The 25,374-nt window shown below is 60.7% G+C and carries 23 protein-coding genes; 7 read left to right on the forward strand and 16 right to left on the reverse strand.

The window, feature by feature from the left end; translation table 11 throughout:
• Window positions 1–195: 195 nt before the first annotated feature.
• The 9 genes from hflC to JH25_RS15275 all read right to left on the reverse strand — a co-directional run bounded on the left by hflC (window position 196) and on the right by JH25_RS15275 (window position 9,647).
• The gene (gene hflC / locus JH25_RS15315; RefSeq protein WP_003188064.1) at window positions 196–1,062 is read right to left on the reverse strand and encodes a protease modulator HflC; all 867 of its coding nucleotides are present in this window, start codon (window positions 1,060–1,062) and stop codon (window positions 196–198) included.
• Complete coding sequence (gene hflK, locus JH25_RS15310) at window positions 1,062–2,237, reverse strand: FtsH protease activity modulator HflK (RefSeq protein WP_005784234.1); 1,176 nt, start codon at window positions 2,235–2,237, stop codon at window positions 1,062–1,064. The genes hflC and hflK overlap by 1 nt, the downstream gene beginning before the upstream one ends.
• A 96-nt stretch (window positions 2,238–2,333) precedes the next feature.
• A complete protein-coding gene (hflX, locus tag JH25_RS15305) occupies window positions 2,334–3,635 on the reverse strand; it encodes a ribosome rescue GTPase HflX (protein WP_032878202.1) in 1,302 nt (433 codons plus the stop codon).
• A 12-nt stretch (window positions 3,636–3,647) separates the two neighbouring features.
• Entirely contained in the window at window positions 3,648–3,908 is a 261-nt protein-coding gene (hfq, locus tag JH25_RS15300) for an RNA chaperone Hfq (protein ID WP_003188059.1), read from the reverse strand.
• A 94-nt stretch (window positions 3,909–4,002) separates the two neighbouring features.
• Window positions 4,003–4,974: a tRNA (adenosine(37)-N6)-dimethylallyltransferase MiaA gene (gene miaA / locus JH25_RS15295; RefSeq protein WP_032878204.1), complete on the reverse strand. Its 972-nt coding sequence runs from the start codon at window positions 4,972–4,974 to the stop codon at window positions 4,003–4,005.
• Window positions 4,974–6,890 carry a DNA mismatch repair endonuclease MutL gene (gene mutL / locus JH25_RS15290; RefSeq protein WP_032878206.1) on the reverse strand — a complete coding sequence of 639 codons (1,917 nt, stop codon included), beginning with the start codon at window positions 6,888–6,890 and terminating at the stop codon, window positions 4,974–4,976. Before mutL ends, miaA begins: the two co-directional genes overlap by 1 nt.
• Window positions 6,890–8,311 (reverse strand): N-acetylmuramoyl-L-alanine amidase, encoded by a 1,422-nt coding sequence (locus tag JH25_RS15285; protein ID WP_032878208.1) that lies wholly within the window; start codon window positions 8,309–8,311, stop codon window positions 6,890–6,892. Before JH25_RS15285 ends, mutL begins: the two co-directional genes overlap by 1 nt.
• 17 nt (window positions 8,312–8,328) lie before the next feature.
• Entirely contained in the window at window positions 8,329–8,799 is a 471-nt protein-coding gene (gene tsaE, locus JH25_RS15280; RefSeq protein ID WP_032878210.1) for a tRNA (adenosine(37)-N6)-threonylcarbamoyltransferase complex ATPase subunit type 1 TsaE, read from the reverse strand.
• Entirely contained in the window at window positions 8,787–9,647 is an 861-nt protein-coding gene (locus JH25_RS15275; RefSeq protein WP_032878212.1) for an NAD(P)H-hydrate dehydratase, read from the reverse strand. Before JH25_RS15275 ends, tsaE begins: the two co-directional genes overlap by 13 nt.
• Window positions 9,648–9,710: 63 nt before the next feature.
• Here JH25_RS15275 and queG point away from each other — a divergent pair, with 63 nt between their 5' ends.
• Window positions 9,711–10,775, forward strand: a complete 1,065-nt coding sequence (queG, locus tag JH25_RS15270; RefSeq protein WP_032878214.1) for a tRNA epoxyqueuosine(34) reductase QueG — start codon at window positions 9,711–9,713, stop codon at window positions 10,773–10,775.
• Here the strand turns inward: queG and JH25_RS15265 are convergent.
• Window positions 10,772–11,389, reverse strand: a complete 618-nt coding sequence (locus tag JH25_RS15265; RefSeq protein WP_172833454.1) for a trimeric intracellular cation channel family protein — start codon at window positions 11,387–11,389, stop codon at window positions 10,772–10,774. The genes queG and JH25_RS15265 overlap by 4 nt on opposite strands.
• 130 nt (window positions 11,390–11,519) lie before the next feature.
• Window positions 11,520–12,062 (reverse strand): oligoribonuclease, encoded by a 543-nt coding sequence (gene orn / locus JH25_RS15260; protein WP_005784217.1) that lies wholly within the window; start codon window positions 12,060–12,062, stop codon window positions 11,520–11,522.
• Between the two features lie 108 nt (window positions 12,063–12,170).
• On the opposite strand from orn, the gene rsgA reads away from it, so the two are divergent.
• Together rsgA and JH25_RS28660 are read left to right on the forward strand one after the other, a co-directional pair.
• Window positions 12,171–13,202: a small ribosomal subunit biogenesis GTPase RsgA gene (gene rsgA, locus JH25_RS15255; protein WP_005784215.1), complete on the forward strand. Its 1,032-nt coding sequence runs from the start codon at window positions 12,171–12,173 to the stop codon at window positions 13,200–13,202.
• 286 nt (window positions 13,203–13,488) lie between these two features.
• Window positions 13,489–13,653 carry a hypothetical protein gene (locus JH25_RS28660; protein WP_164699520.1) on the forward strand — a complete coding sequence of 55 codons (165 nt, stop codon included), beginning with the start codon at window positions 13,489–13,491 and terminating at the stop codon, window positions 13,651–13,653.
• Between the two features lie 61 nt (window positions 13,654–13,714).
• Here the strand turns inward: JH25_RS28660 and motB are convergent, their stop codons facing one another.
• Both motB and motA read right to left on the reverse strand, forming a co-directional pair.
• Window positions 13,715–14,734 carry a flagellar motor protein MotB gene (gene motB, locus JH25_RS15250; RefSeq protein ID WP_032878216.1) on the reverse strand — a complete coding sequence of 340 codons (1,020 nt, stop codon included), beginning with the start codon at window positions 14,732–14,734 and terminating at the stop codon, window positions 13,715–13,717.
• A 3-nt stretch (window positions 14,735–14,737) separates the two neighbouring features.
• Window positions 14,738–15,589, reverse strand: coding sequence for a flagellar motor stator protein MotA (gene motA, locus JH25_RS15245; protein ID WP_005784209.1), 852 nt, complete (start codon window positions 15,587–15,589; stop codon window positions 14,738–14,740).
• Window positions 15,590–15,755: 166 nt separating this feature from the next.
• Between motA and JH25_RS15240 the strand changes: the two genes are divergently transcribed.
• The 3 genes from JH25_RS15240 to asd are packed head-to-tail and all read left to right on the forward strand — an operon-like array spanning window position 15,756 to window position 19,040.
• Window positions 15,756–17,291, forward strand: a complete 1,536-nt coding sequence (locus tag JH25_RS15240; RefSeq protein WP_032878218.1) for an HDOD domain-containing protein — start codon at window positions 15,756–15,758, stop codon at window positions 17,289–17,291.
• Between the two features lie 57 nt (window positions 17,292–17,348).
• Entirely contained in the window at window positions 17,349–18,164 is an 816-nt protein-coding gene (gene rhdA / locus JH25_RS15235) for a thiosulfate sulfurtransferase (protein WP_032878220.1), read from the forward strand.
• 15 nt (window positions 18,165–18,179) lie between these two features.
• Window positions 18,180–19,040, forward strand: a complete 861-nt coding sequence (gene asd, locus JH25_RS15230; protein ID WP_032878223.1) for an archaetidylserine decarboxylase — start codon at window positions 18,180–18,182, stop codon at window positions 19,038–19,040.
• Window positions 19,041–19,181: 141 nt separating this feature from the next.
• On the opposite strand, the gene serB is transcribed toward asd, so the two are convergent.
• Entirely contained in the window at window positions 19,182–20,396 is a 1,215-nt protein-coding gene (gene serB, locus JH25_RS15225) for a phosphoserine phosphatase SerB (RefSeq protein WP_032878225.1), read from the reverse strand.
• A gap of 133 nt (window positions 20,397–20,529) precedes the next feature.
• Here serB and JH25_RS15220 point away from each other — a divergent pair, with 133 nt between their 5' ends.
• The gene (locus tag JH25_RS15220; protein ID WP_032878227.1) at window positions 20,530–22,065 is read left to right on the forward strand and encodes a HAMP domain-containing protein; all 1,536 of its coding nucleotides are present in this window, start codon (window positions 20,530–20,532) and stop codon (window positions 22,063–22,065) included.
• 116 nt (window positions 22,066–22,181) lie between these two features.
• Here the strand turns inward: JH25_RS15220 and JH25_RS15215 are convergent, their stop codons facing one another.
• Together JH25_RS15215 and parC are read right to left on the reverse strand one after the other, a co-directional pair.
• A complete protein-coding gene (locus JH25_RS15215) occupies window positions 22,182–22,895 on the reverse strand; it encodes a PqiC family protein (RefSeq protein WP_032878229.1) in 714 nt (237 codons plus the stop codon).
• Window positions 22,896–23,068: 173 nt separating this feature from the next.
• The gene (gene parC, locus JH25_RS15210; protein WP_032878231.1) at window positions 23,069–25,333 is read right to left on the reverse strand and encodes a DNA topoisomerase IV subunit A; all 2,265 of its coding nucleotides are present in this window, start codon (window positions 25,331–25,333) and stop codon (window positions 23,069–23,071) included.
• Window positions 25,334–25,374: the final 41 nt, after the last annotated feature.

Consider the following 25,374-nt stretch of genomic DNA (forward strand, 5'->3'; position numbering starts at 1 on the left):
GTGACGAACGGCCTGCAAACGGCCTCGTCGGGCACTTTCCTCGAAAAACCTGTCACGCCTGCCGAATCAAACATGCAGACGCAAAAAAGCCGGGAATTTCCCGGCTGCCGCATCATACACCCGTTTTCTGAAAGGATCACCCCGCCAGGCATTTTAGCCGCCCGACGGAGTGCCCCCTACAGAATCACAGGCCTGTTACTTGGACTTTTCCAGGTAGCGGAAGAAGTCGCTGCTTGGGTCCAGCACCAGTACGTCGGTTTTGTTCGCGAAGCTTTCACGGTAGGCACGCAGGCTACGGTAGAACGCGTAGAACTCCTGGTCCTGGCCGTAAGCCTTGGCGTAGATCGCCGCCGCTTGAGCATCACCATCACCGCGGGCCTCTTCAGACTCACGATAGGCCTCTGCCAGCAGGACCCGGCGCTGACGGTCAGCATCGGCGCGGATACCTTCAGCCAGCTCGTTACCCTTGGCACGATGCTCACGAGCTTCACGCTCACGCTCGGTGCTCATACGTTCGAACACGCTGCGGTTCACTTCCTTGGGCAGGTCAATGGCCTTGACCCGGACATCGACGACTTCGATACCCAGCTCTTTTTCCGCCATGGTGTTCAGCGAACGGGTGATATCCGCCATCAGCGCATCACGTTCACCAGAAACCACCTCATGCAGGGTGCGCTTACCAAACTGGTCACGCAGGCCCGATTCCAGACGACGGGACAAACGCTCGTCGGCAATCTGCTTGAGGCCGGAGGTCGCGGTGTAGAAGCGCTCGGCATCCTTGACGCGCCACTTGGCGTAGGCGTCAACCATCACGGCTTTCTTTTCCAGGGTCAGGAAACGCTGTGTCGGTGCATCCAGGGTCATCAGGCGGGCGTCGAACTTGCGCACCTGGTTGACGTAGGGGACTTTCACATGCAGACCTGGCTGGACATCCGCCTGGACCACGCGACCGAATTGCAGCAGCACCGCACGCTCGGTCTGAGCCACGATGTAGAAGCAGTTCCAGGCAGCGATGACCACGACGACGCCCACAATCAGGGCGGTCAGCGATTTATTGCTCATCAACGACTCTCCCTGGTACGTGTTTGCTGTTGCAGCAAGTCAGCGGCCGCACGGGCGCTCGCTTCGTTGGCAGCGGCATTCGAACCGGTGGACGGTGCGCTGGTGCCGCTACGACCACTTTCGATCATCTTGTCCAGCGGCAGGTACAGCAGGTTGTTCTGCCCACCCTTGTTGCCGGTCACGAGAACCTTGCTGGTGTTGCTGAAAACTTCCTGCATGGTGTCCAGGTACAGACGCTCACGCGTGACTTCCGGCGCCTTGCGGTACTCGGCAACCAGCTTGGTAAAGCGATCTGCCTCACCCTTGGCGCGCGAGACCACTTCGTCGCGATAACCGTTGGCATCTTCAAGGATGCGCTGGGCCTGACCACGGGCTTCCGGCACAACGCCGTTGGCATAGGTTTCAGCCTGGTTGCGCGAACGCTGCTCGTCTTCACGGGCGCGGATCACATCGTCAAACGCTTCCTGCACTTCACGCGGTGCCGCGGCGCTCTGTACGTTCACCTGAGTGACAGTGATACCGGTGCGGTAGGTATCGAGGAACCGTTGCAGGCGCTCCTTGATTTCACTGGCCATCAATTCACGACCTTCGGTCAGCACCTGGTCCATGGCGGTGGAACCCACCACATGGCGCAGGGCACTTTCGGTTGCGTGTTGCAGGCTGATCTCCGGCTGATCAACGTTCAGCACGAAATCCTGCAGGTTGCTGATCTTGTACTGCACGGTCAGCGGCACTTCGACGATGTTCTCGTCTTCGGTCAGCATCTGGCCTTGCTTGGTGTACGCACGCTCACGCGTGACGTTTTCCATGTACTTCTTGTCGATCGGCGGGAAATAGATGTTCAGGCCCGGCCCGACAGTCTCGTAGTACTTGCCGAAGCGCAGCACCACGGCTTGCTCCTGCTCGTCCACCACGTAGACCGCGCTGTACAGCCATACGGCCGCGAGCACGACAAGACCCAGGCCCAGCAGGCCGTAGCCGCCGCCCTTGCTGGTGCGACCGCCGTCGTCACCGCCACGTTTTTTTCCACCACCGAACAACCCATTCAGGCTTTCCTGCAGCTTTCGGAAGGCCTCGTCGAGATCCGGTGGCCCCTTGCGGTCGCCATTATTGCGGCGCTTACCACCCCAAGGATCCTGATTATTCGAGTTGCCACCCGGCTCATTCCAAGCCATAGCGCTCTCCATCTGATAAAGCAAAGACGCACCCACGGCGCGCCGACCAATGCTACAGAATGCCTGCTACTGCGGCACAACCGCTTTCTCAGGCTTTTATTGCAAAGTGTGTTGTTCAATGAACTCCGCCGGCACAACACCCTCGCGACTGACCAGTCGATTGAGCTCCGAGCGTGGCAATCGAACGGCCAGCAAGCTGACACCTTCTTCGTCGTGTTCTTCTTTCTGTACCGCACCCAGTTCGAAAAACTGTGCCCGCAGTCGAGCAAAACGCTGCGGCAAGCGCAAGGTGCCGACAAACAAATCGCTGCCCAGCAGTTCGGCAATTGCTTGCTCAAGCAGGTCCAAACCACTGCCATCACGCGCCGACAGCCAGACCCGCTGGGGCTTGCCGTTTTCGTCACGCTGGATTTGTGGCTCAACACCTTCAAGCAAATCGAGTTTGTTATAGACCTCGAGGATCGGCAAGTCCTGGGCACCAATCTCGCCCAGCACCACCATGACCTGTTCAATCTGCAACATGCGATCCGGTTCGGCCGCATCGATCACGTGCAGCAGCAGGTCGGAATTGCTCGACTCTTCGAGCGTAGACCGAAATGCCTCGACCAGCTTGTGCGGCAAGTGACGAATGAAACCCACGGTATCGGCCAGGACAATCGGCCCCAGGTCGTCTATGTCCAGACGGCGCAAGGTCGGGTCGAGGGTGGCGAACAGTTGGTCGGCCGCGTACACGTCCGATTTCGTCACGTTGTTGAACAGCGTGGACTTGCCGGCGTTGGTATAGCCCACCAGGGACACGGTAGGGATATCCGCACGGGAACGGCCACGGCGCGATTGTTCGCGCTGGCTGCGGACTTTTTCCAGGCGGCCCTTGATCTGGCGCAGGCGAACCCGCAGCAGACGCCGGTCGGTTTCCAGCTGGGTTTCACCCGGACCGCGCATACCGATGCCGCCACCTTGACGCTCAAGGTGAGTCCAGCCGCGAACCAGGCGGGTGCTCATGTGATCAAGCTGAGCCAGTTCGACCTGGAGCTTGCCTTCATGGGTACGGGCGCGCTGGGCGAAAATATCGAGAATCAGGCCGGTACGGTCGATCACGCGACACTCGAAAACACGTTCGAGGTTACGTTCCTGACTGGGCGTGAGGGTGTGATTGAAGATCACCAGATCGGCTTCTTCAGCGTGAACCAGGTCGCGCAGTTCCTCGACCTTGCCGCTGCCGATCAGGTATTTGGCGGTTGGCCGATGACGCGGCACGTTAAAAAACGCAACGGTCTCGGCGCCGGCCGAATTTGCCAACTCCTGAAACTCCTGCGGATCTTCGCGCGCCTCAGGGTCCTGTCCATCCAAGTGAACGAGGATTACTCGCTCACCACCACCGTGGCGCTCAAAGAACAAAGGAGACTCCTATCAGGCGTTACCTGGCTCAGCGTCACCCTGTTCATCACCTGCTGCGCTAGGCAGACGGATTGGACGAACTGGAACGACTGTCGAGATAGCGTGTTTGTAGACCATCTGGCTGACGGTGTTTTTCAGCAGGATCACGAACTGGTCGAACGACTCGATCGTGCCTTGCAACTTGATACCGTTGACCAGATAGATGGAAACCCCAACTTTCTCTTTACGTAAAGTATTCAAGTAAGGGTCTTGTAGCGAATGCCCTTTTGACATGTGCCGCACTCCTTTAAGGATCAATAATAAAAAATCGGAAAATAGATAGCTTATGGCCGTCACACCCCCAAGGATAGACGGCAATTGCAAGGACTCAGCTCAATATGGAGACCGTTCCCAAGTATTTCAAGGCGCGTGACAGATTGTCGCTGTCCAGGCTGTCCAACCAGTGCAAATCGCTCCAGCTGCGCAGCCAGGTGAACTGGCGCTTCGCCAATTGGCGCGTGGCGATGATGCCGCGCTCCTGCATTTCGGCTGACGTCAGCTTGCCATCCAGATGATCCCAGACTTGGCGGTAGCCTACAGCACGTATCGAAGGCAGCCCGGCATGCAGGTCACCTCTTGAACGCAGTGCTACGACCTCGTCCACAAACCCCTGTTCCAACATAATTGTGAATCTTTGTGCAATTCGTTCATGCAGCACCTGGCGATTTGCCGGAGCGATGGCCAGACTCGCCACAGTATAGGGCAATTGTGACTGTCCAGATGCGCCTGCATCAGCACTTTGCGCACTTTGTTTCAGCCGATGTTCAGTCATGGTCTGGCCGCTGACACGCCAAACTTCCAGGGCACGGGTAAGGCGCTGGGGATCATTGGGGTGGATGCGCGCTGCGGACACGGGGTCCACCGCTGCCAACTGGTCGTGCAGGGCTTGCCAGCCAAGGCGTACAGCCTCTTCTTCGAGTTCGGCGCGCACCTGGGCATCGGCAGGCGGCATATCGGCCAGCCCCTCCTGCAATGCCTTGTAGTAGAGCATGGTGCCACCCACCAGCAGCGGGATATTACCGCGCGCGGTGATCTCGGCCATGGCCGCCAGGGCATCGGTGCGAAAATCCGCAGCCGAATAGCTCTGCGCCGGGTCGATGATGTCGATCAATTTATGCGGATATTGGGCCAATAGCGCTTTGGACGGCTTGGCCGTGCCGATATCCATGTCCCGGTAAACCAGGGCAGAGTCGACACTGATCAACTCGCAGGGCAACACCTTGGTCAGCTCGATGGCCAGGTCCGTCTTGCCGGCGGCCGTGGGGCCCATCAGGAAGATCGCGGGGGGCAAGGCGCTCATCAACGGCCGCGCAAGAACAGTTTGTCCAGATCGTCCAGGCCCATTTGGGTCCAGGTCGGTCGGCCATGGTTGCATTGGCCGCTGCGCTCGGTGTTTTCCATGTCACGCAGCAGGCCGTTCATTTCCGGCAGGGCCAGGCGGCGATTGGCGCGGATGGCGCCGTGGCAGGCCATGGTGCCGAGCAATTCGTTGATATGCGCCTGGATACGGTCGCTGGTGCCGTATTCCATCAGGTCTGCCAGCACGTCGGCCACCAGGCGGTTGGCTTCGGCCTGCTTGAGCAGCGCGGGAATCTGACGGATCGCCAGGGTTTCCGGGCCCAGGCGTTGTAGCTCAAAACCCAGCTTCTGGAACACGCTGTGGTGTTCTTCGGCGCAATCGGCCTCGCGCTGGCTCACGGCCAGGGACTCCGGCACCAGCAGCGGCTGACCGCTGAGGCCTTCGCTGGCCATGGCGATCTTCAGGCGTTCGTACATGATCCGCTCATGGGCGGCATGCATGTCCACCAGCACCAGGCCATGGGCGTTTTCCGCAAGGATGTAGATGCCCTTGAGCTGCGCCAGGGCATAGCCCAGCGGCGGGATATCACCGCCGCCTTCCGGCAACGAGGGAGCAGCACCCGGCTCGGCACCCGGCAGCGGCGCGAAAAACTCCCGGTAAGCCGCCTGGGCCTCAGCCACCGGCACCGTCGACTGCGGACGCGGTGTGTATTGGTACTGGTAACCCGCACCGGCACCCGAGTTTGGCGCCGTGTAGGCTGGCTGCGACGGCGTCGATTGCAGCAGGTTGGCCGCCAGGCTCATTTCACCTTGCGGACCGAACTCACCGGCCTCAGGACCGCTCGGGCGCACCACCGCCGTGACAATCGGCGCTGACAGTTGATCATCCGGGCGCACATCGCCCAAGGCGCGGTGCAGCGTGCCATACAGGAAGTCATGCACCATGCGCCCGTCCCGGAAGCGTACTTCGTGCTTGGTCGGGTGCACGTTGACGTCGACCACCGACGGGTCGACCTCGAAGAACAGCACAAACGTGGGGTGCCGGCCGTTGAACAGCACGTCGCGATAAGCCTGGCGCACCGCGTGGGCTACCAGCTTGTCGCGAACCGCACGGCCATTCACAAAGAAGTACTGCAAGTCGGCCTGGCTACGGGAGAAGGTCGGCAACCCCACCCAACCCCACAACCTCAGGCCATTGCGCTCGATTTCAATCGGCAGCGCCTGCTCCAGGAAACCGCTGCCGCACACGGCTGCCACACGTCGTGCGCGGGCGGCGTCGTCGTTGGCTTCGTGCAGACTGAGGATGGTCTTGCCGTTGTGGCGCAGGTGAAACGCCACATCGAAACGGGCCAGGGCCAGGCGCTTGATGACTTCTTGCAGGTGATCGAATTCGGTTTTCTCGGCCTTGAGGAATTTGCGCCGCGCCGGGGTGTTGAAGAACAGGTCGCGCACCTCCACCGAAGTGCCCACCGGGTGTGCAGCCGGCTGGACCCGAGGCGCCATGTCGCGGCCTTCGGTTTCCACTTGCCAGGCTTGCTCGGCGTCGCGGGTGCGGGAGGTCAGGGTCAGGCGCGCCACGGAACTGATGGAGGCCAGTGCTTCACCGCGAAAACCCAGGCTCATGACCCGCTCAAGGTCTTCCAGATCACGGATCTTGCTGGTGGCGTGACGGGCCAGAGCCAGCGGCAGATCATCGGAGGAGATGCCGCTGCCGTCATCACGTACCCGCAGCAACTTGACGCCGCCCTGCTCCACGTCGACATCGATGCGCCTGGCACCAGAGTCGATGCTGTTTTCCAGCAGCTCCTTGATCACCGACGCAGGGCGCTCGACGACCTCACCCGCAGCAATCTGGTTAGCCAGGCGCGGGCTGAGCAATTCGATGCGCGAGCCGCTGTTCAACAAGGATTCGCTCATTACTGTGCCGCCAATTCAGTGCCGGGAATGGTCAACACCTGGCCGATCTTCAACTCATCGGTTTTCAGGTTATTGGCGCTGCGCAAGGCCGCAGGCGTGACCTGGAAACGTACCGCCAGCATGGCAACGGTGTCGCCGGGCTGCACACGATGGTCACGCGGGCCCTGGGCGATTTTGCCGGAATCGCGTAGCCAGGCGATATAAGTGCCCGGTGGTGGGTTCTGCTGGAAGAACTGGCGCACGCCCGCACTGATGGAGCGCGCCAGCGCTTGCTGGTGGCTGGCGCTGGCCAGCTTGGAGGCCTCGTTGGCGTTGGAGATAAACCCGGTTTCCACCAGGATCGACGGGATGTCCGGCGACTTCAACACCATGAACCCGGCTTGTTCCACCCGCTGTTTATGCAGCGACGTCACACGACCGATATTGCTCAGGACTTTCTGGCCAACGTTAAGGCTGGAGGTCAGCGAGGCGGTCATCGACAGGTCGAGCAGCACACCGGCGAGCATCTTGTCCTTGTCATCGAGGGACACGTTGCCGGCCCCGCCGATCAAGTCGGAGCGGTTTTCACTGTCGGCCAGCCAGCGGGCGGTCTCGGACGTGGCACCGCGATCCGACAGGGCAAATACCGAGGCACCAAATGCAGCAGTTGAAGGCGCGGCGTCGGCGTGAATGGACACGAACAGGTCAGCGCCCTTCTTGCGCGCAATTTCGGTACGGCCACGCAACGGAATGAAGTAGTCACCGGTGCGGGTCAGCTCGGCGCGGTAGCCTTTCATGCCGTTGACCTGGCGTTGCAGCTCGCGAGCGATGGCCAGTACCACGTCTTTCTCATGCTGGCCGCGTGAGCCGGAAGCCCCCGGATCTTCGCCACCGTGGCCGGCGTCGATCACCACGATAATGTCGCGCTTGCCTGCCGGCGCGGGCGGCGGCGGTGGCAATTTGACCTGGGGTTGCGACGGGTTGACCGGCACCGCAGGCACGGTAGCCACGCTTGGCGTCGGCGCAGGCGGTGGTGCCGCGTCGGCGGGGTTGTCGAACAGGTCGACCACCAGTCGGTTACCGTATTGGGCGTTGGGCGCCAGGGAGAAGCTCTTTGGCGTCACGGCCTTTTTCAGGTCGATGACCACGCGCAAGTCGGTCGGCGTACGCTGGGCCGAGCGCATGGCGGTAATCGGGGTATTGGCGGTAGACACCTTCAGCGGCGCGGCCAGGCTCGCACCGTTGATGTCGATCACCAGGCGATCAGGCGCCGTCAGGGTAAAGACGCTGTGCTGGACCGGGCCAGACAGGTCGAACACCAGTCGCGTGTTATCCGGCGCTCGCCACAGGCGAACGCTCTTTACCTGTGAAGCAGCCAGAGCATTGACAGTCATTGCCGCAAGCAACACCCCCACGACAGCAACCAACGCGCGAAAGCGCATACCTAACCCCACCAATTTTATTTGAATTCCAATGCCAGAGCGGTGCACCACGCTTCAGCGCGCACGCTCTGGGGCAACAACTTCAGCTGACGTCCGTGCTCATGCGGCGTAATGGTAATGGTCATGTCTGGCTTTGGCAAAAAGCCTGTGCCTTTATCTGGCCATTCGATCAGGCACAGCGCATCTTCATCGAAGTAATCACGGATGCCCATGTACTCCAGTTCCTCTGGATCTACCAGGCGATAAAGATCGAAGTGGAAAGCACGCACGTCGCCGATCTCGTAGGGCTCGACCAACGTAAAGGTCGGGCTTTTTACCGCGCCGGTATGGCCCAGGCCGCGAATAATCCCCCGGGACAATGTGGTTTTGCCTGCGCCGAGATCGCCTTCGAGAAAGATCAACCCTGCCCCTTGCGTGACCTGCGAAAGACGCTGCCCCAACGCGACCATGGCCTCTTCATCTGCCAGGAAAAGAATTACTTCAGGCACGGCGACTGCTCCTCCAGCAATTGACGAATGGCAGGGATCAGGTCGCTGGCAGCCAGCCCCCGACCAAAACTGCCCTGGCGGTCGCCAGCGGTAGCGTGCAACCACACGGCCAGGCAGCTTGCCTCGTACGCGGGCATACCCTGAGCCAATAGCGCGCCGACCAGACCAGCCAAGACATCCCCAAGCCCCGCCGTCGCCATCGCCGGGTGGCCTTGATCACAACGGGCAAGCCGTCCATCCGGGCTGGCAATCAAACTGCCAGCACCCTTGAGGATAGCCACTGCATTGAATTTTTGGCTCAACGCGCGCGCCACATTAAGGCGATCGGCCTGAACCTCGGCTGTCGATAGCCCCAACAAACGCGCAGCTTCGCCCGGATGAGGAGTAATCACACAGTTGGCCGGCAGCTCGACGCTGCCAGTGGCCAGTTGATTGAGCGCGTCGGCGTCCCACACCTGCGGCTGGCGGGCATTGGCCGCGACCGACAACAGGCTTTTGCCCCAAGCGGCATCGCCCAGGCCTGGGCCAATGACGATCACCGAGATTTTTTCCAGCAGGCCCATCAACTGGTTGGCCGAGCTCACGCCGACAGCCATGACTTCCGGCAGCCGGGCCAGAGCGGCTGGCACATGTTCCGGTCGAGTTGCCAGCGAGACCATGCCGGCGCCACCGCGCAGGGCACTTTCGGTGCTCAGCAGCGCCGCACCGCCAAAGCCACGGTCACCACCGATGACCAGCAGGTGGCCGAACTGGCCCTTATGGGCGTCCGGAGAACGCGCAGCCAGTTGCGGCAAATGGCCGGGCAACAACAGCTGAACGTCGGTAATTGGGTGTTTTGTCTGAGGCATGCGTCTTCAAGCTCCGATGTCTGGCAGAATTATACGCATCTAACCTGTGGTTTCCCGTGTCTCATGCCTGCTATTACCTCCGATCTGCCCGCCCTCGCCCAATCGATCAAAGACTGGGGCCGCGAGCTGGGCTTTCAACAAGTCGGCATCAGTGGCCTGGACCTGGCTGAGCATGAACAGCACCTGCAACGCTGGCTCGACGCGGGCTACCACGGCGAGATGGACTACATGGGCGCCCACGGCAGCAAACGCTCCCATCCCGAGGAACTGGTACCCGGCACCTTGCGCGTGGTGTCACTGCGTATGGACTACCTGCCCGGCGACACCCAGATGGCGCAACTGCTGGGCCAGCCGGAAAAAGCCTATATCTCGCGCTACGCCCTGGGCCGCGACTACCACAAGCTGATCCGCAAGCGCGTGCAGCAGCTGGCCGACCGCATCCAGGCGCAGATCGGGCCGTTCGGCTTTCGCGCCTTTGTCGACAGCGCGCCGGTCCTGGAAAAAGCCATCGCCGAACAAGCCGGATTGGGCTGGATCGGTAAAAACACCCTTGTGCTCAACCGCAAGGCCGGCAGTTATTTCTTCTTGAGCGAACTGTTTGTCGATTTACCGTTGCCGGTGGACCCACCCCACACTACCGAGCACTGCGGCCGTTGCACGGCGTGCCTGGACATCTGCCCCACCAACGCCTTCGTCGGTCCTTACGTGCTGGACGCCCGGCGCTGCATCTCCTACCTGACCATCGAACTCAAGAGCGCCATTCCCGAGGACCTGCGCCCACTGATCGGCAACCGCGTCTTTGGCTGCGATGACTGTCAGATCGTTTGTCCATGGAATCGTTTCGCTCGACCCACTGCCGAAAGCGATTTCAAGCCCAGGCACAACCTGGATAACGCCGAGTTAGCCGAACTATTTATGTGGGACGAGGATAAATTCCTCAGCAGCACCGAGGGCTCCCCCCTGCGCCGCGCCGGTTACGAGCGCTGGTTACGCAATCTGGCGGTGGGCCTGGGCAATGCGCCGTCAAGCATTCCGGTATTGGAAGCCTTGAAGGCGCGGCGGGACTACCCCTCAGAGCTGGTTCGCGAGCATGTGGAATGGGCGCTGAACCAGCACGCGGCCCGCTAGTGTACGTCGTCGTTGTAGACGAACTTGGGCATTTCCCAGTGAAAACGGATCGCCAGCAGGCGCAATAGAAAGCCGCTGAACAGCGTCAACAGAATCGCCTGTTCGCTCGGCAGTTCCAGATACAGGCACAGCAAGTAGAACCAGGCGGCCAGGAACGACACGCTGGCGTACAACTCGCGGCGGAAGATCAGCGGAATGTCGTTACAGAAGATATCCCGCAGGATGCCCCCGAATACGCCGGTGATGACCCCGCTGACGGACGCCACCAACATGCCGTGACCCATTTCCAGGGCGGTCATGCAGCCGATCAGGGTGAATGCCACCAACCCCAAGGCGTCCAGCGCCAAAAACAGTGAGCGCAGGCGGCGCATCAGCGGCGCGATAAAGATCGTCACCAGCGCCGCGACGGAGGTCAGCACCAGGTACTCCGGGTGCTTGACCCAGGTCAGCGGGTAGTGGCCGAGCAGCACATCGCGCACCGAACCACCGCCCAGGGCCGTCACGCAGGCGATGAGCACCACGCCAAACCAGTCCATGCCGCGCCGACCGGCGGACAAGGCGCCGGTCATGGCTTCGGCGGTGATGGCGATGAGGTAGAGCATCAACAGCATGATGGCGATCCTTGCAGGGAGGCCGGCAGTCTAATCATTTGCTGATGGCACCAAAAGGGGGCAAACGCTCTCCAACACTTGGATTTGCAAACCCATTCAAGCCCCCTCCCACATGTTCAGCAGTCGCCCGTTTTCAAGCCTTGATGAAATGCTTGCGGTAATGCTGCAACTCGGCGATCGACTCACGAATATCATCCAGCGCCAGGTGCGTGCTGCCTTTATGGAAGCTGTCTTTGACTTCCGGCGCCCAACGCGCAGCCAGCTCTTTAAGCGTCGATACGTCCAGGTTGCGATAGTGGAAGTAGCTCTCCAGCGCCTTCATATGCGTATAAAGGAAGCGACGGTCCTGGCAGATGCTGTTGCCGCAGATCGGCGACTTGCCCTTGGGCACCCATTTTTCCAGGAATGCGATGGTTTCGGCTTCGGCTTCGGCCATGCTGATGCGGCTGTCGCGCACACGCTGGGTCAGCCCGGAGTTACCGTGGGTGCGGGTGTTCCACTCGTCCATGGTGGCGAGCACGGCGTCGCTGTGGTGGATGGCGATCACCGGACCTTCGGCCAAGGTGTTGAGGTTGCTGTCGGTGACAATCGTCGCCATCTCGATGATGACGTCGCTGTCGGGGTTCAGACCGGTCATTTCCAGATCGATCCAAATCAGGTTCTGTGGGTTTTGCATGGCTTGATTCTCTTGGCACCTTGGCGTAGCTGCGCAGTTTAGCAGGCGGGGCCGTGCTAGACTCGCGACCGTTTTACCCAACTTTTGCATTATCGACACGGAACACCAATGGCCAAACGCCAGCTCAACCGTCGCCAAAACTGGCGCATCGAAAAGATTCAAGGTGAACGCGCAGCGCGTGCCGCCAAACGTGAATCCTCCGCCGTGGAAGCGCTCGAGGGCGGCGACTTGGGCCCCGAACAAACGGGCCTGGTGATCGCGCACTTTGGTGTGCAAGTCGAAGTCGAGGCGCTGGAAGGCGAACTCGCAGGCTCGGTGTCCCGTTGCCACCTGCGCGCCAACCTGCCTGCGCTGGTGACCGGCGACAAAGTCGTGTGGCGCGCCGGCAACCAGGGCATCGGCGTGATCGTCGCCCAGTTGCCGCGTAGCACCGAACTGCGTCGCCCCGACAGCCGTGGCCAGCTCAAGCCGGTGGCAGCCAACGTCGACATGATTGTGATCGTGTTCGCACCGTTGCCCGAGCCCCATGCCAACCTGATCGACCGCTACCTGGTCGCGGCCGAACACGCCGGCATCCGCCCGCTGTTGCTGTTGAACAAATTCGACCTGATCGACGAGCAAAACGCCCCGGCACTCAATGCGTTGCTGGCGGTCTATCGCACCCTGGGCTACCCGGTGCTGGAAGTGTCGGCCCATCACGGCAACGGCATGGAACAGCTGCAACAGCAGCTGGACGGGCGGATCAGCGTGTTTGTCGGCCAGTCTGGCGTGGGCAAGTCATCGCTGGTCAACAGCCTGTTGCCGGAAGTCGATACCCGCGTGGGGCCACTGTCGGAACTGTCCGGCCAGGGCACTCACACCACCACTACCGCGCGGTTGTTCCACTTCCCCGGCGGCGGCGAGCTGATCGACTCCCCGGGCATCCGTGAATTCGGCTTGGGCCACGTCAGCCGCAGCGATGTGGAGGCGGGCTTTATCGAGTTCAACGACCTGATCGGCACCTGCCGCTTCCGCGACTGCAAACACGACCGCGAGCCGGGCTGTGCATTGCTCAAGGCCCTGGAAGATGGCCGCGTGCAACAGCAGCGGATGAACAGCTATCGGTCGATTATTGCGAGCTTGCCTGAGAGCAGTTATTGACGGTCAATTTCTTGATACACATAAACCACGGCGCTGAACGCCCTAGCCCATTGATTTAACAGGAGCGGGAATCAAGAATCCGGATCAACTGGGTGGCTCATACACACAAGCCAGCTTGTATTCAGATTTCCTGATGCCCATAATTGCTCCGTCACCAGCGAAAGCTGGCAGGAGTCTGGATCCTTTTCGGGGTTGATCCAGCGGCGCAGAAGGGGCGAAGCAAGCTCCGCTGCGTGTCGAATGAAGCCGCCTTCGGGCGGCTTTGCTTTTTGTGGGGAATTAACATTTGGCTCTCTACTATCACCCCAAACAAGGCGACGTGCTGCTGTGTGACTTCACACGAGGTTTTGTTGCACCGGAAATGCTGAAAATCCGCAAGGTTGTCCCACGCCTGTGCGCCGACGACATGCGAGGCGTAGTCAATGGTGTCAAAGCCTACCTGCCACTCTGACCGCCAATGAAAACGCCCCGAATGATTCGGGGCGTTTTGGTTTCTGCTGTAGAGAGATAAGTTACGAGGCCGGCGCAGGCACCGTAGGATCCTTCATCCCACCGTCATCAAACAGGTTCAGCTTCTGCCGCAACTCATGGGCCGGCAGTGGTTCCTGCTCAGGCGGCAGTGCGTTGGGGTCGGCCGGCACTTCGCCAGGGGCACCATCGCCCTGAGTCGGTACCGGTGGCGGTGGCTGGTCGCCTTCAATCGCACGCTGGGCCTTTTTGGTCAGCACCACGATATCGATACGGCGGTTGACCGGGTTGAACGGGTCTTTGGGATCAAATAACTGCGATGAGGCAAAGCCCACCACCCGTGCCACTTGTGGGTCCGGATAGCTGCCGGCCACCAGCGCACGGCGGGCGGCGTTGGCGCGGTTGGCCGAGAGTTCCCAGTTGCCGAAGTCGCCCTGGCCCGCGTAGGGCTTGGCGTCGGTATGGCCGCTGATGCTGATCTTGTTCGGTACCGCCTTGATGGTGTCGGCCATGGCCAGCAGGATGTCTTCAAAGTACGGCTTCAAGCGCGCACTGCCGGAATCGAACATCGGCCGGTTGGCGGCGTCCGTGATCTGGATGCGCAGCCCTTCGGGCGTGATCTCGAACGAAATCTGGTCCTTGAACTTCAGCAGTTGCGGGTTTTCCTCAACCTTGGTCTGCAACTCCTGCAGCAACAGTTCCAGGCGTTCCTGCTCGACCTGCTCGGCCATGGTTTCGACGGTATCGCGCTCAATCGGGATTTTTTCCTGGGGCGACTCAGTTTGCACTTCCGGGTTGATGGTGCGCTCTGGCGCCAGTTGCGGTGAACCGCCCAGATCGATGACAAATGGCGTACCGCTTTCCGAAAAGCCAATCGGGTCTTTGAAGTAACCGGCGATGGCGATCTTCTGTTCCGGTGTGGCGGTGGACATCAGCCACAGCACCAGGAAGAACGCCATCATCGCCGTGGCAAAGTCGGCAAACGCGATTTTCCAGGCACCACCATGGTGCCCCGCAGCGAAGCGCTTGACGCGCTTGATGATGATCGGCTGGTTGTTTTCCATGGCTTAGCGACCGCGAACCGCTTGTTCCAGCTCGGAGAAACTTGGGCGATGCTTGGGGTACAGCACCTTGCGCCCGAACTCCACGGCCAGCGATGGCGGCATCCCCGATGCTGATGCCACCAGGCACGCCTTGATCGCTTCGTAGAGGTTGACCTCTTCCTTGGCATCGTGGGCCAGGGAAGTAGCGAGCGGGCCGAAGAAGCCATAGGCCGCGAGAATACCGAAGAAGGTACCCACCAGCGCCGCACCCACGTGCATGCCGATGGCCGCTTGATCGCCCTCGCCCAAGGACGCCATGGTCACCACGATACCCAGCACCGCCGCGACAATGCCGAAACCGGGCATGCCATCGGCGATGCCGGTCACGGCATGGGAAGGATGCTCCAGCTCTTCCTTGAGGCTGAACAACTCCATGTCGAACAGGCCTTCCAGCTCGTGGGGAGCCATGTTGCCGGAGGACATGATGCGCAGGTAGTCACAGATATAAGCGGTCATGCGCTCATCTTTGAGCACGGCCGGGTACTTGGCGAAAATCGGGCTGGCGGCGGCGTCTTCGATGTCGCCTTCGATCGCCATCATGCCTTCGCGGCGGCTCTTGTTGAGGATCTCGTAGATCAGCCCCAGCACTTCCAGATAGAAGGTGTGGGAAAAACGCGAACTGAACATGCCCAGCGATTTCTTGATCACGTGCATGGTCATGTAGCCGGGGTTGGCCTGCAAGAATGCGCCAAACGCGGCGCCGCCGATGATCAGCACTTCGAAAGGTTGGATCAATGCGGCGATTTTACCGTGGGAGAGGACGTACCCTCCGAGCACACTTGCGATGACGACAATGATGCCGATAATTTTAGCCATAGGAGATGGGTACTTGCGCCGTCGGGTTCATGGACATAGTGGGTGCAGCAGAAAACTCTTGTTCTACTTATCGGCAAAACTGCGCCAGACTATAGCCCGTTAAGGCGAAAAGCCAATTCGGCCCGTTCCGGGTGTGTTGAACACAAGTGATGATCGCGCCCCAATCATGGCAATCGAAACGACAGTCCCAACGAACCGCCCCACCACCCTCGCCGCTTGGATCAAGCGCCTGGACGACGTGCTGCTGCCCGTTCCCCAGGCCAACCATGAGCGCGTGTGCAAAGCCATCCGCGACAGTCGCAGTTCATTGCGAGATATTGCCGAGCTGATGCAAAACAGCCCGGCCCTGGTGCTGAGCGTGATGCGCGAGGCCAACAGCCAAGCCCATGGGAGCCTGGCCGAGCCCGCCGAAAACCTCGAAGTAGCGCTTAACCGTCTCGGCCTCAAACGTGCCGAGGAGTTGCTGGCACGCCTACCTTCGGTGCCGGCTGGAGAAATCCCAGCCGCATTGCGCCAACTGCTGCTGGTCAGCCAGCACGCGTCCCAGCAAGCCAACGGCTTGTTCGGCAGTCGCCTGGCGCGGCTATGGCAGGACATCCACTGGGGCAGCCTGCTGTTTCTGTCGCCACTGTGGCCGATGGCCGTCGCCTACCCCAAGCTTTTGGAGGAATGGGAGCTGCGGGTGATTCACAAGGGCCAGTCGGCGCGCCAGGTCGAGCAGGAACTGTTCGGTGTGCGCTTGCTGGACCTGTGCCTGGGCCTGACCGAAGCCTGGCACCTGCCGATCTGGGTTTCGCAGGGCTACAAGCTGCTGCTGGCCGAGCAACGCCTGCTGGTCAAGGCGCTGCACATTGCCCGCGAAGACGACGCCTTGCGCCACCAGCAATTGCTCGACGCCGACCCCAACCTGCGCCGCTGGCTGAACCAGCCAGCCAATACCGTGTTGCTGGCCAACGGCCTGGCGATGTCCGCCCAGGAATCCTGGACCTGCCCGCACACCGAACGCTGGCAATACCTCACCGCGCTATACCTGCAAGTGCCCTTGAGTGATGTGCAACAACAGGCGCACCAGCAGGCAGTCACGAGCGCCCGCACCACCTTGATGCCCGACCTCTGGCACCCGGCGCTGTCGCTGATCTGGCCGTGGCATGTGCAAAAAGTCCATCGCGGCTTGTTGCCCGCGCCGCCGCCCACGGCTGAAGCCCTGGCCGTATGGCGCACTCATTGCACCGAGTTGCTGGTCGAGCCGAGCCGCTTTGCCAACGCCATGCACCTGACCACCTGCGCCAAGCACGCCTTGGTTGCCAGTGGAATGCAGCGGGTGTTGTTGTTCATGGCCGATCGCGCCCTGAGCACCCTGCGCGTGCATCAGGCCGACGGTTTGCCCAGGGACGCCGCGCACCTGAGCCTGGATGTGGTCAACAGCACATTGCTGCAACGCCTTCTGGAAAAGTCCGCTCAGGTGCGTCTGACCCCCGACAACCATGCGCAGTTTTCCGCCCTGCTGCCGCCTATCCTGCGTCGCCTGTTTACGGGCGAGCACTTGCTGCTGCGTTCGCTGAGCTGCAATGGCCGCGTGGTGATGCTGGTAGTGGCGGACCAAGGCGGCGGACCATTCTCGGAAACCACCGTGCAGGCGTTCGGCAAAACCGCCCAATGCATCGAAAAAGCCCTGCACAGCTTTACCAACCGCAGCGCCTGATGCTTGCGCTACAATCAGCGGCCTTTATCACCAACATTTGTGCCCAGGAGACCTCACATGCCTGACTTCTCTGGCTTGCCGCTGGTGATCGAATCCAGTGACCTGCTCGCTCAACTGGATGCCGAGCACTTGATTCTGGTGGACCTCACCAGTGCCGCCCGCTACGCCGAAGGGCATATCCCCGGCGCGCATTTTGTTGACCCCAAGCGCACCCAACTGGGCCAGCCACCGGCACCCGGCTTGCTGCCGAGCAAGGCCGACCTGGAAAAACTGTTCGGCGAACTGGGCCACACCCCGGACGCGACCTACGTGGTCTATGACGACGAAGGCGGCGGCTGGGCCGGACGCTTTATCTGGATGCTCGACGTGATCGGTCACCAGAAATATCACTACCTCGACGGCGGCCTGCTGGCATGGCTGGAGGAAAAGTACCCACTCTCCATCGAAGTGCCCGCGCCGGCAGGCGGCCCCGTCAGCCTCACGTTGCACGATGGCCCCACGGCTACCCGTGAGTACCTGCAAAGCCGTCTCGGCGCGGCCGACCTGGGCGTCTGGGATGCCCGCGGCCCGCTGGAATATTCCGGCGAAAAAGTGCTCGCCGCCAAGGGGGGCCATATTCCCGGCGCGGTGAATTTCGAATGGACCGCCGGCATGGACAAGGCGCGCAACCTGCGCATCCGTCGCGACATGCCACAGGTCCTCGAAGAGCTCGGGCTGACCCGCGATAAAGAAATCATTACCCACTGCCAGACTCACCACCGCTCTGGCTTCACCTACCTGGTGGCCAAGGCGCTCGGTTATCCACGAGTCAAAGGCTATGCCGGTTCCTGGGGCGAATGGGGCAACCACCCCGACACCCCCGTTGAGATTTAAGGTTTAAGGACAGTTATGAAAAAGCAGTTGTTTATCCTCAGCCAGTACTTGCTGCCACACCACTTGCTCTCGCGCCTGGCCGGCTGCATTGCCGAGTGCCGCGTGCGCTGGTTCAAGAACGCCTTCACCGCCTGGTTCGCCAAGCGCTATCAAGTGGACATGTCCCAGGCCCTGGTTGAAGACCTGAGCGCCTATGAGCATTTCAACGCGTTCTTCACCCGCGCCTTGAAAGACGGCGCCCGCCCGCTCGACCAGACTCCCGGTGCCGTGCTGAGCCCGGCCGATGGCGCCGTCAGCCAGCTAGGCCCTATCGAACATGGCCGTGTGTTCCAGGCCAAGGGCCACAGCTTCAGCGTGCTGGAATTGCTCGGTGGCGACGCGGCGCTGGCTGCACCGTTCATGGGAGGCGATTTTGCGACTATTTACCTGTCACCCAAAGACTACCACCGGGTGCACATGCCACTGGCCGGCACCTTGCGTGAGATGGTCTATGTGCCAGGTCGGATTTTCTCGGTCAACCAGACCACCGCCGAAAACGTGCCGGAGCTGTTTGCGCGCAACGAGCGGGTTGTATGCCTGTTTGACACCGAGCGCGGCCCGATGGCCGTGGTGTTGGTGGGTGCGATGATCGTCGCGTCGATTGAGACGGTGTGGGCCGGGCTGGTAACGCCGCCCAAGCGCGAGCTGAAAACCTTCCGCTACGACGAAGCCGCACGTGCGCCGATTCATTTGGAAAAAGGTGCGGAGCTGGGCCGTTTCAAGCTGGGCTCGACCGCCATCGTGCTGTTCGGGCCGGATCAGGTGAAGTGGGCTGAAGAACTGGCAGCGGGTACACCAGTGCAGATGGGCCAAGGTATCGCATTGCCGAAAGCCTGATATTGCTGGTGACATCCTATGTGGGAGCCGGGCTTGCCCGCGATAGCGGAGTGTCAGTCAACACATGATTGACTGAACTGCCGCTATCGCGGGCAAGCCCGGCTCCCACATTTTTGACTGTATTTCTACAGTGAGATCGGCTTATAACTGACCGTCGCGGTCGCGCAAGCCCAGCAGATACAACACGCCATCGAGCCCCAGCGTTGAAATCGCCTGTTTGGCCGACTGCTTGACCAACGGCTTGGCGCGAAACGCCACACCCAATCCTGCAATCGCCAGCATCGGCAAGTCATTGGCGCCGTCGCCGACCGCAATGGTCTGCTCCAGACGCAAGCCTTCCTTGTGCGCCAATTCCTTGAGCAGGTCGGCCTTGCGCTGCGCATCCACAATCGGCTCGACCGCCACGCCGGTCACTTTGCCGTCCACCACTTCCAGCTCGTTGGCGAACACGTAGTCAATGCCCAACCTGGCCTGCAACTGCTTGGCAAAGTAGGTGAAGCCGCCGGACAGAATGGCGGTCTTGTAGCCCAGGCGCTTGAGTTCGGCGAACAGGGTTTCGGCGCCTTCCGTCAGGCGCAGGGATGCGCCGATGGAGTCCAGCACGCTCACGTCCAGGCCCTTGAGCAACGCCAGGCGCTCCTTGAAGCTGGCACGGAAATCCAGCTCACCGGCCATCGCCCGCTCGGTAATCTCGCTGACTTGCTCGCCGACTCCCGCTGCCTTGGCCAGTTCGTCGATGACTTCGGCTTCGATCAGGGTGGAGTCCATGTCGAACACCGCCAAACGACGGTTGCGACGGAACAGCGAATCTTCCTGGAAGGCGATATCGACATTCAACTCCTGGGCCACGCTCAGGAATTCGGCCCGCAGCGCTTGCGCGTCAGCCGGTTCACCGCGTACAGAAAACTCGATGCAGCCCTTGCCTTTGTCGGCCGGGGTGTCCAAGGGCATACGACCCGACAGACGGTCAATGTGGTCGATATTCAACCCGTAGTGGGCCGTGATCGAGCTGACACGCTGCAATTGTTCAGCCGTTACCTTGCGAGTAAGCAACGTCACGATATGGCGTTTTTTGCCCTGGCCTTCTACCCAGTGCTGGTAATCGGCTTCGGACACGGGGGTGAAACGCACCTGTTGATCCAGCTTATAGGCCGTAAACAGGATGTCCTTGAGTACCGACGAAGCCTGTTCGGTGCTGGGGATCTCCACCAGGATGCCGAACGACAGGGTGTCGTGGATCACCGCCTGACCGATGTCGAGGATGTTCACACCACCCTGGGCCAGGACGCCGGTAATGGCCGCGGTGAGACCCGGCCGGTCTTCACCCGTGATGTTGATCAGGACAATTTCGCGCAAAGCGCACCCCCAGGCTGGAAAAAAACCGCATTCTACCCACTTTCAGTGACCATCGGGCACAGCCAGTGCTTTGCCGGTCATGGGCCTGTCGCTATACTGCGCGTCAACTTCACGGACCAAGAGCCGAGCGCAAGTGAACCGGCCCACGCCAGTAAAAACCGATAACTTCTTCCTGCTGATCTTCCGGGCACTGCGCCACCGCCGTGTACCGATCGCATTACGCATCGCCAGCCATAACGTGATCCTGGTCGCCTTGGCCCTGGTGATCTACGCCTGCGTGATGGGTTTGCAGTTCAAGCAGGCCATGCATGAGCAAGCCGACGCCCTGGGTGCGAGCCTGACGACCCAGACGGCCACCTCGGCGACTGAGTTGCTGGTGTCCAACGACATCCTCAGCCTCAACGTGCTGCTTAACAACCTGACCAAGAACCCGCTGGTGGCCCACGCCGCTATTTATAGCGTGGACAACCGGATCATGGCCGAAGCCGGGCAGCGCCCGAAGAACGGCTTGCTGGGTGAAGCCGAGGGCCTCTACCAGAGCAATATCACCTTTCAGGATGTGAAAGCCGGCCAACTGCGTATCAGCCTCGACATGCAGCAGTTCCAGCAGCCGATGACCATCAGCCTGCAAAGCATGGGTATCTTGAGCGCGATCCTGCTGGCTCTGGCCCTGGCCTTGAGCCTGCGTCTGGGGCGGCATATCTCCACACCGCTGATGCAACTGCGTATCTGGCTGCGGGATATCGACGAACACACCCCGGCCACTGATCGCCAGGATGAAATCGGCGACCTCGCGCGCCAGCTCCATACCAGCTTCGCTCCGGAGCCGAAAGCGCCTGAAGTCGAACCGGAACCCGAATACGACGATACCGACGACTACAGCGATGAGCCTGAGTTTGAAGTACGCGACCTGCGCGACCCGGGCTTTGACGAAAGCGCTCCGGTGGCCGGCCTCAAGCCTGCACCGCGCCATGTGGTCAAGGCCGAGGAAGACGAACTCGACGAGGAAGACCCCTTCGCCGACCTGCGCGATACCTCGGCCGTGGCCCCGGCCGCTGCGACAAAACCCGTTGCGGTGGTCAGGAACACCGAGCCGCAGCACAGTGCAGTACTCGCCGTGCAACTGGGCTCCCAGGAGCAGCTGCGCCGCCTGCCTCGTGCCCGGCTGACCGAACTGCTCGAACGCTACCGCGACTGTCTCGACCAGGCCGCCTCGCTGTACCAGAGCGAGCTGCACACGTTGAACGATGGCAGCACCCTGATGCTGTTCCACAGCGAAGACAGCGGCGAAGACTACCTGACCAATGCAATTTGCTGCGGCGAATTGCTGCGCGCGCTGGGCCATGCCCTGCAGATCGAAGTGGCCGACAGCGGCATTACCCTGCAATTGCAGCTTGGCTTGACCGTGGGTGATGACCTTTTCGGCATGAGCCAGATCGACCTGCTGCTCACCGAAATCGCCCAGGATGCCCTGGCCCTGTCCCAACACAGCCGCAACCTGCTGCTGGTGGAACGCAAGATCAGTGAAGACACGCTGATCCGCCAACGCGCACGTATCCGTCCGATTGCCAGCCCTGAAGGGGCCAGTTGCGTAGAGCGGTTGATGGAACCGTACCCCTCGATGCTCGAACGCCAGCTGGCGCGGATGCATGAGACCCGCAAGCCCTGAAATACCTACTGTGGAGTGGGTCCCGCTCCCACAGTTGATCTTCAACATGACTCAAATCCTGCGCAAACAAAAAGGCCCGCTTATTCAGCGGGCCTTTTGTTTGGCTGCGATTCAGATCAGAACCTGAACACTTCCAGATCGGTACGAATCGGCGTAGCCATCGGCATCTTCGGCTTTTCCGGGGTTGCCGGTTTGGCCTGGGCTGGGGCCTGTTTACGCGGCTGCACCTCGGCAATCGGCGGCTGGTTCGCCAATGGCTTGAGCGCCACCGACAACTGCTGCGCCAAGTGCTGCAACAGCACACCCTGGGCCTGGACCTGAGAAGCGGTGGTGCCGGTATGTTCTTCCTGCAGGTGCACGATGCGGTTATCCCGTACTTGCCCGCGACGGTCGATCAGGCGCCACTGTGCATCCAGAATCGCCGGTTGCGATTTGCCGGAGTCGAGCCGCGTAATCGTCAGCAGCACCTGCACATCCGGAGTGAATCCCGATGGCCCTGGTGCCAGGACCACACGCTGGCTATCCAACTGCCCTGCAACCTGACGCAACATCAGTTGATTGATATCGGACGACAAGCTGCCCGCCCAACGACCATCAGTGGAACCTTGCAGGCTGCCGTCGTTCTGACGTTGCAGCAGGGTTTCGCGTTGCAGGTAATCGGCAACGACTACCGGACCGAGCAATACCGCCATGCCAGCCGTTTGGGCTGGCTGAGCCGGGCTACCGCTGTCCAGTTGGTACAGCGACACCGGTTGGTGCGTGCTGCAACCCGCCAGCCCCAAAAGGCCAGCGAGCATCAAAAATAGAGGAAGGCGTGGAGCAGTCATCATCCCATCCAAGTGGCTGCCACAAGGCGAACCACAATGTAATACTAAAAATAACCTGAACACGCTCGGCCACGCCGGCGCTGGAAAGGCCATATCATCCGTGAATATGCGCCATGACTCCAGCGCGAAAGCATCGATCTACAGGTTAAATCGTAGATCGAGTGCTCTAGTACGCCTTAAACCGGCGTTTCTACCAACAAGGCATCCACTCGCTGGAAACCTCTAGGCAGTTTGTTACCGCGTCGACCACGCTCGCCCTTGTAGTGTTCAAGGTCGTCTGGGCGCAATGACAACGTGCGCTTGCCGGCCTGGAGCACCAGGGTAGAGCCTTCCGGGACCACGGCGATGTCTGTCACGTACTCTTCGCGACTGGCCACCCGATCACCGGGAATCCCGATAATCTTGTTGCCCTTGCCTTTGCCCAGTTGCGGCAAATCGCTGATTTTGAATACCAGCAGACGCCCTTCGGTGGTCACCGAAGCCAACCAGTTGCTTTCACGATCATCCACCGGCCTTGGCAGGATCACCTTGGCGTTGTTCGGCAGGCTCAACAGCGCCTTGCCCGCCTTGTTCTTGGCTTGCAGGTCTTCACCCTTGACCACGAAACCGTAACCAGCGTCGGAGGCGATGACGTACAGCGAATCATCGTCCGGCAGCAGCACGCACTCGAAATTCGCCCCAGGTGGCGGCGTGAGGCGTCCGGTCAACGGCTCGCCCTGCCCCCGTGCGGACGGCAGGGTATGGGCCGGCACCGAATAACTGCGCCCGGTCGAGTCGATAAACACCGCAAACTGATTGGAGCGCCCGGCGGCGGCGGTCTTGAAGCCATCACCGGCTTTGTACGAAAGGCCGGTGGCGTCAATATCATGCCCTTTGGCGGAACGAACCCAACCCTTTTCCGACAAAACGACGGTAATTTTCTCGTTAGGCAACAACTCGGTTTCTGTCAGAGCCTTGGCTTCAGCACGCTCGACGATCGGCGAACGACGGTCGTCGCCATAGGTTTCGGCGTCTTTGATCAGCTCACTGCGTACCAGCTTCTTGAGCTTGGCTTCGCTGCCCAGCAGCGCTTGCAGCTTGGCTTGTTCCTTGAGCAACGCGTCTTGCTCGTCACGCAGCTTCATTTCTTCCAGGCGTGCCAATTGGCGCAAGCGCGTATCGAGGATGTAGTCAGCCTGGATTTCGCTCAGCTCGAAACGCGCGATCAACTCGGCTTTCGGGTGCTCGGCGGTGCGGATGATATGGATCACTTCATCCAGGTTGAGGTAGGCAATCAGCAAGCCGTCCAACAGATGCAGGCGGCGCTCGACCTTGTCGAGGCGAAACTGCAGGCGGCGGCGCACGGTCTGTACGCGAAATTCCAGCCACTCCACCAGCAGGTTGCGCAGGTTCTTCAACTGCGGCTTGCCATCCAGGCCGATGATGTTGACGTTGACCCGGTAGCTGGACTCCAGGTCGGTGCTGGCGAACAGATGCTGCATCAGCACTTCATGATCGACCCGGCTGTTGGTCGGGATGATCACGATACGGCACGGGTTCTCGTGGTCGGACTCATCACGCAGGTCGGCAACCTGGGGCAGTTTCGACGGCTTGGCCTGCATCAACGCGGCAATCTGCTCCAGCACCTTGGCACCGGACACCTGGTGCGGCAGCGCGGTGACAATAATGTCGCCATCTTCGATATGGTACACGGCGCGCATACGCACCGAGCCCTTGCCGGTTTCGTACATCTTCAGCAGGTCGGCGCGCGGCGTGATGATTTCCGCTTCGGTCGGGTAATCCGGGCCCTGGATATGTTCACACAACTGCTCGACCGTGGCCTTGGGCTCGTCCAGCAGGCGCACGCAGGCAGTGGCAACTTCGCGCAGGTTATGCGGCGGCACATCAGTGGCCATACCAACGGCGATACCGGTGGTGCCATTGAGCAGGATATTCGGCAAACGTGCTGGCAATACCAGGGGTTCGTCGAGGGTGCCGTCAAAGTTCGGCCCCCAGTTCGCCGTGCCCTGGCCCAGCTCGCTGAGCAGCACTTCGGAATAACGCGACAGCCGCGCTTCGGTGTAACGCATGGCGGCGAAGGACTTGGGATCATCCGGCGCACCCCAGTTGCCCTGCCCGTCCACCAGCGTATAGCGATAGCTGAATGGCTGGGCCATCAGCACCATGGCTTCATAACACGCCGAATCGCCGTGGGGGTGGAACTTACCGAGTACGTCACCGACGGTACGCGCCGACTTCTTGTGCTTGGAATCAGCGTCCAGGCCCAGCTCACTCATGGCGTAGATAATGCGCCGTTGCACGGGCTTGAGGCCGTCGCCGATATGCGGCAGGGCACGGTCCATGATCACGTACATGGAGTAGTTGAGGTAGGCATTTTCGGTGAAGTCAGCCAGCGACCGGCGTTCTACGCCATCTAAGCTGTCTGCGAGGATGTCACTCATGCGGGCCTCATCATTGTTGGGTAACGCGCAGCGGAACTGCC

It is taken from the genome of Pseudomonas sp. BRG-100, from assembly GCF_000737955.1.
GTDB lineage: Bacteria > Pseudomonadota > Gammaproteobacteria > Pseudomonadales > Pseudomonadaceae > Aquipseudomonas > Aquipseudomonas synxantha_A.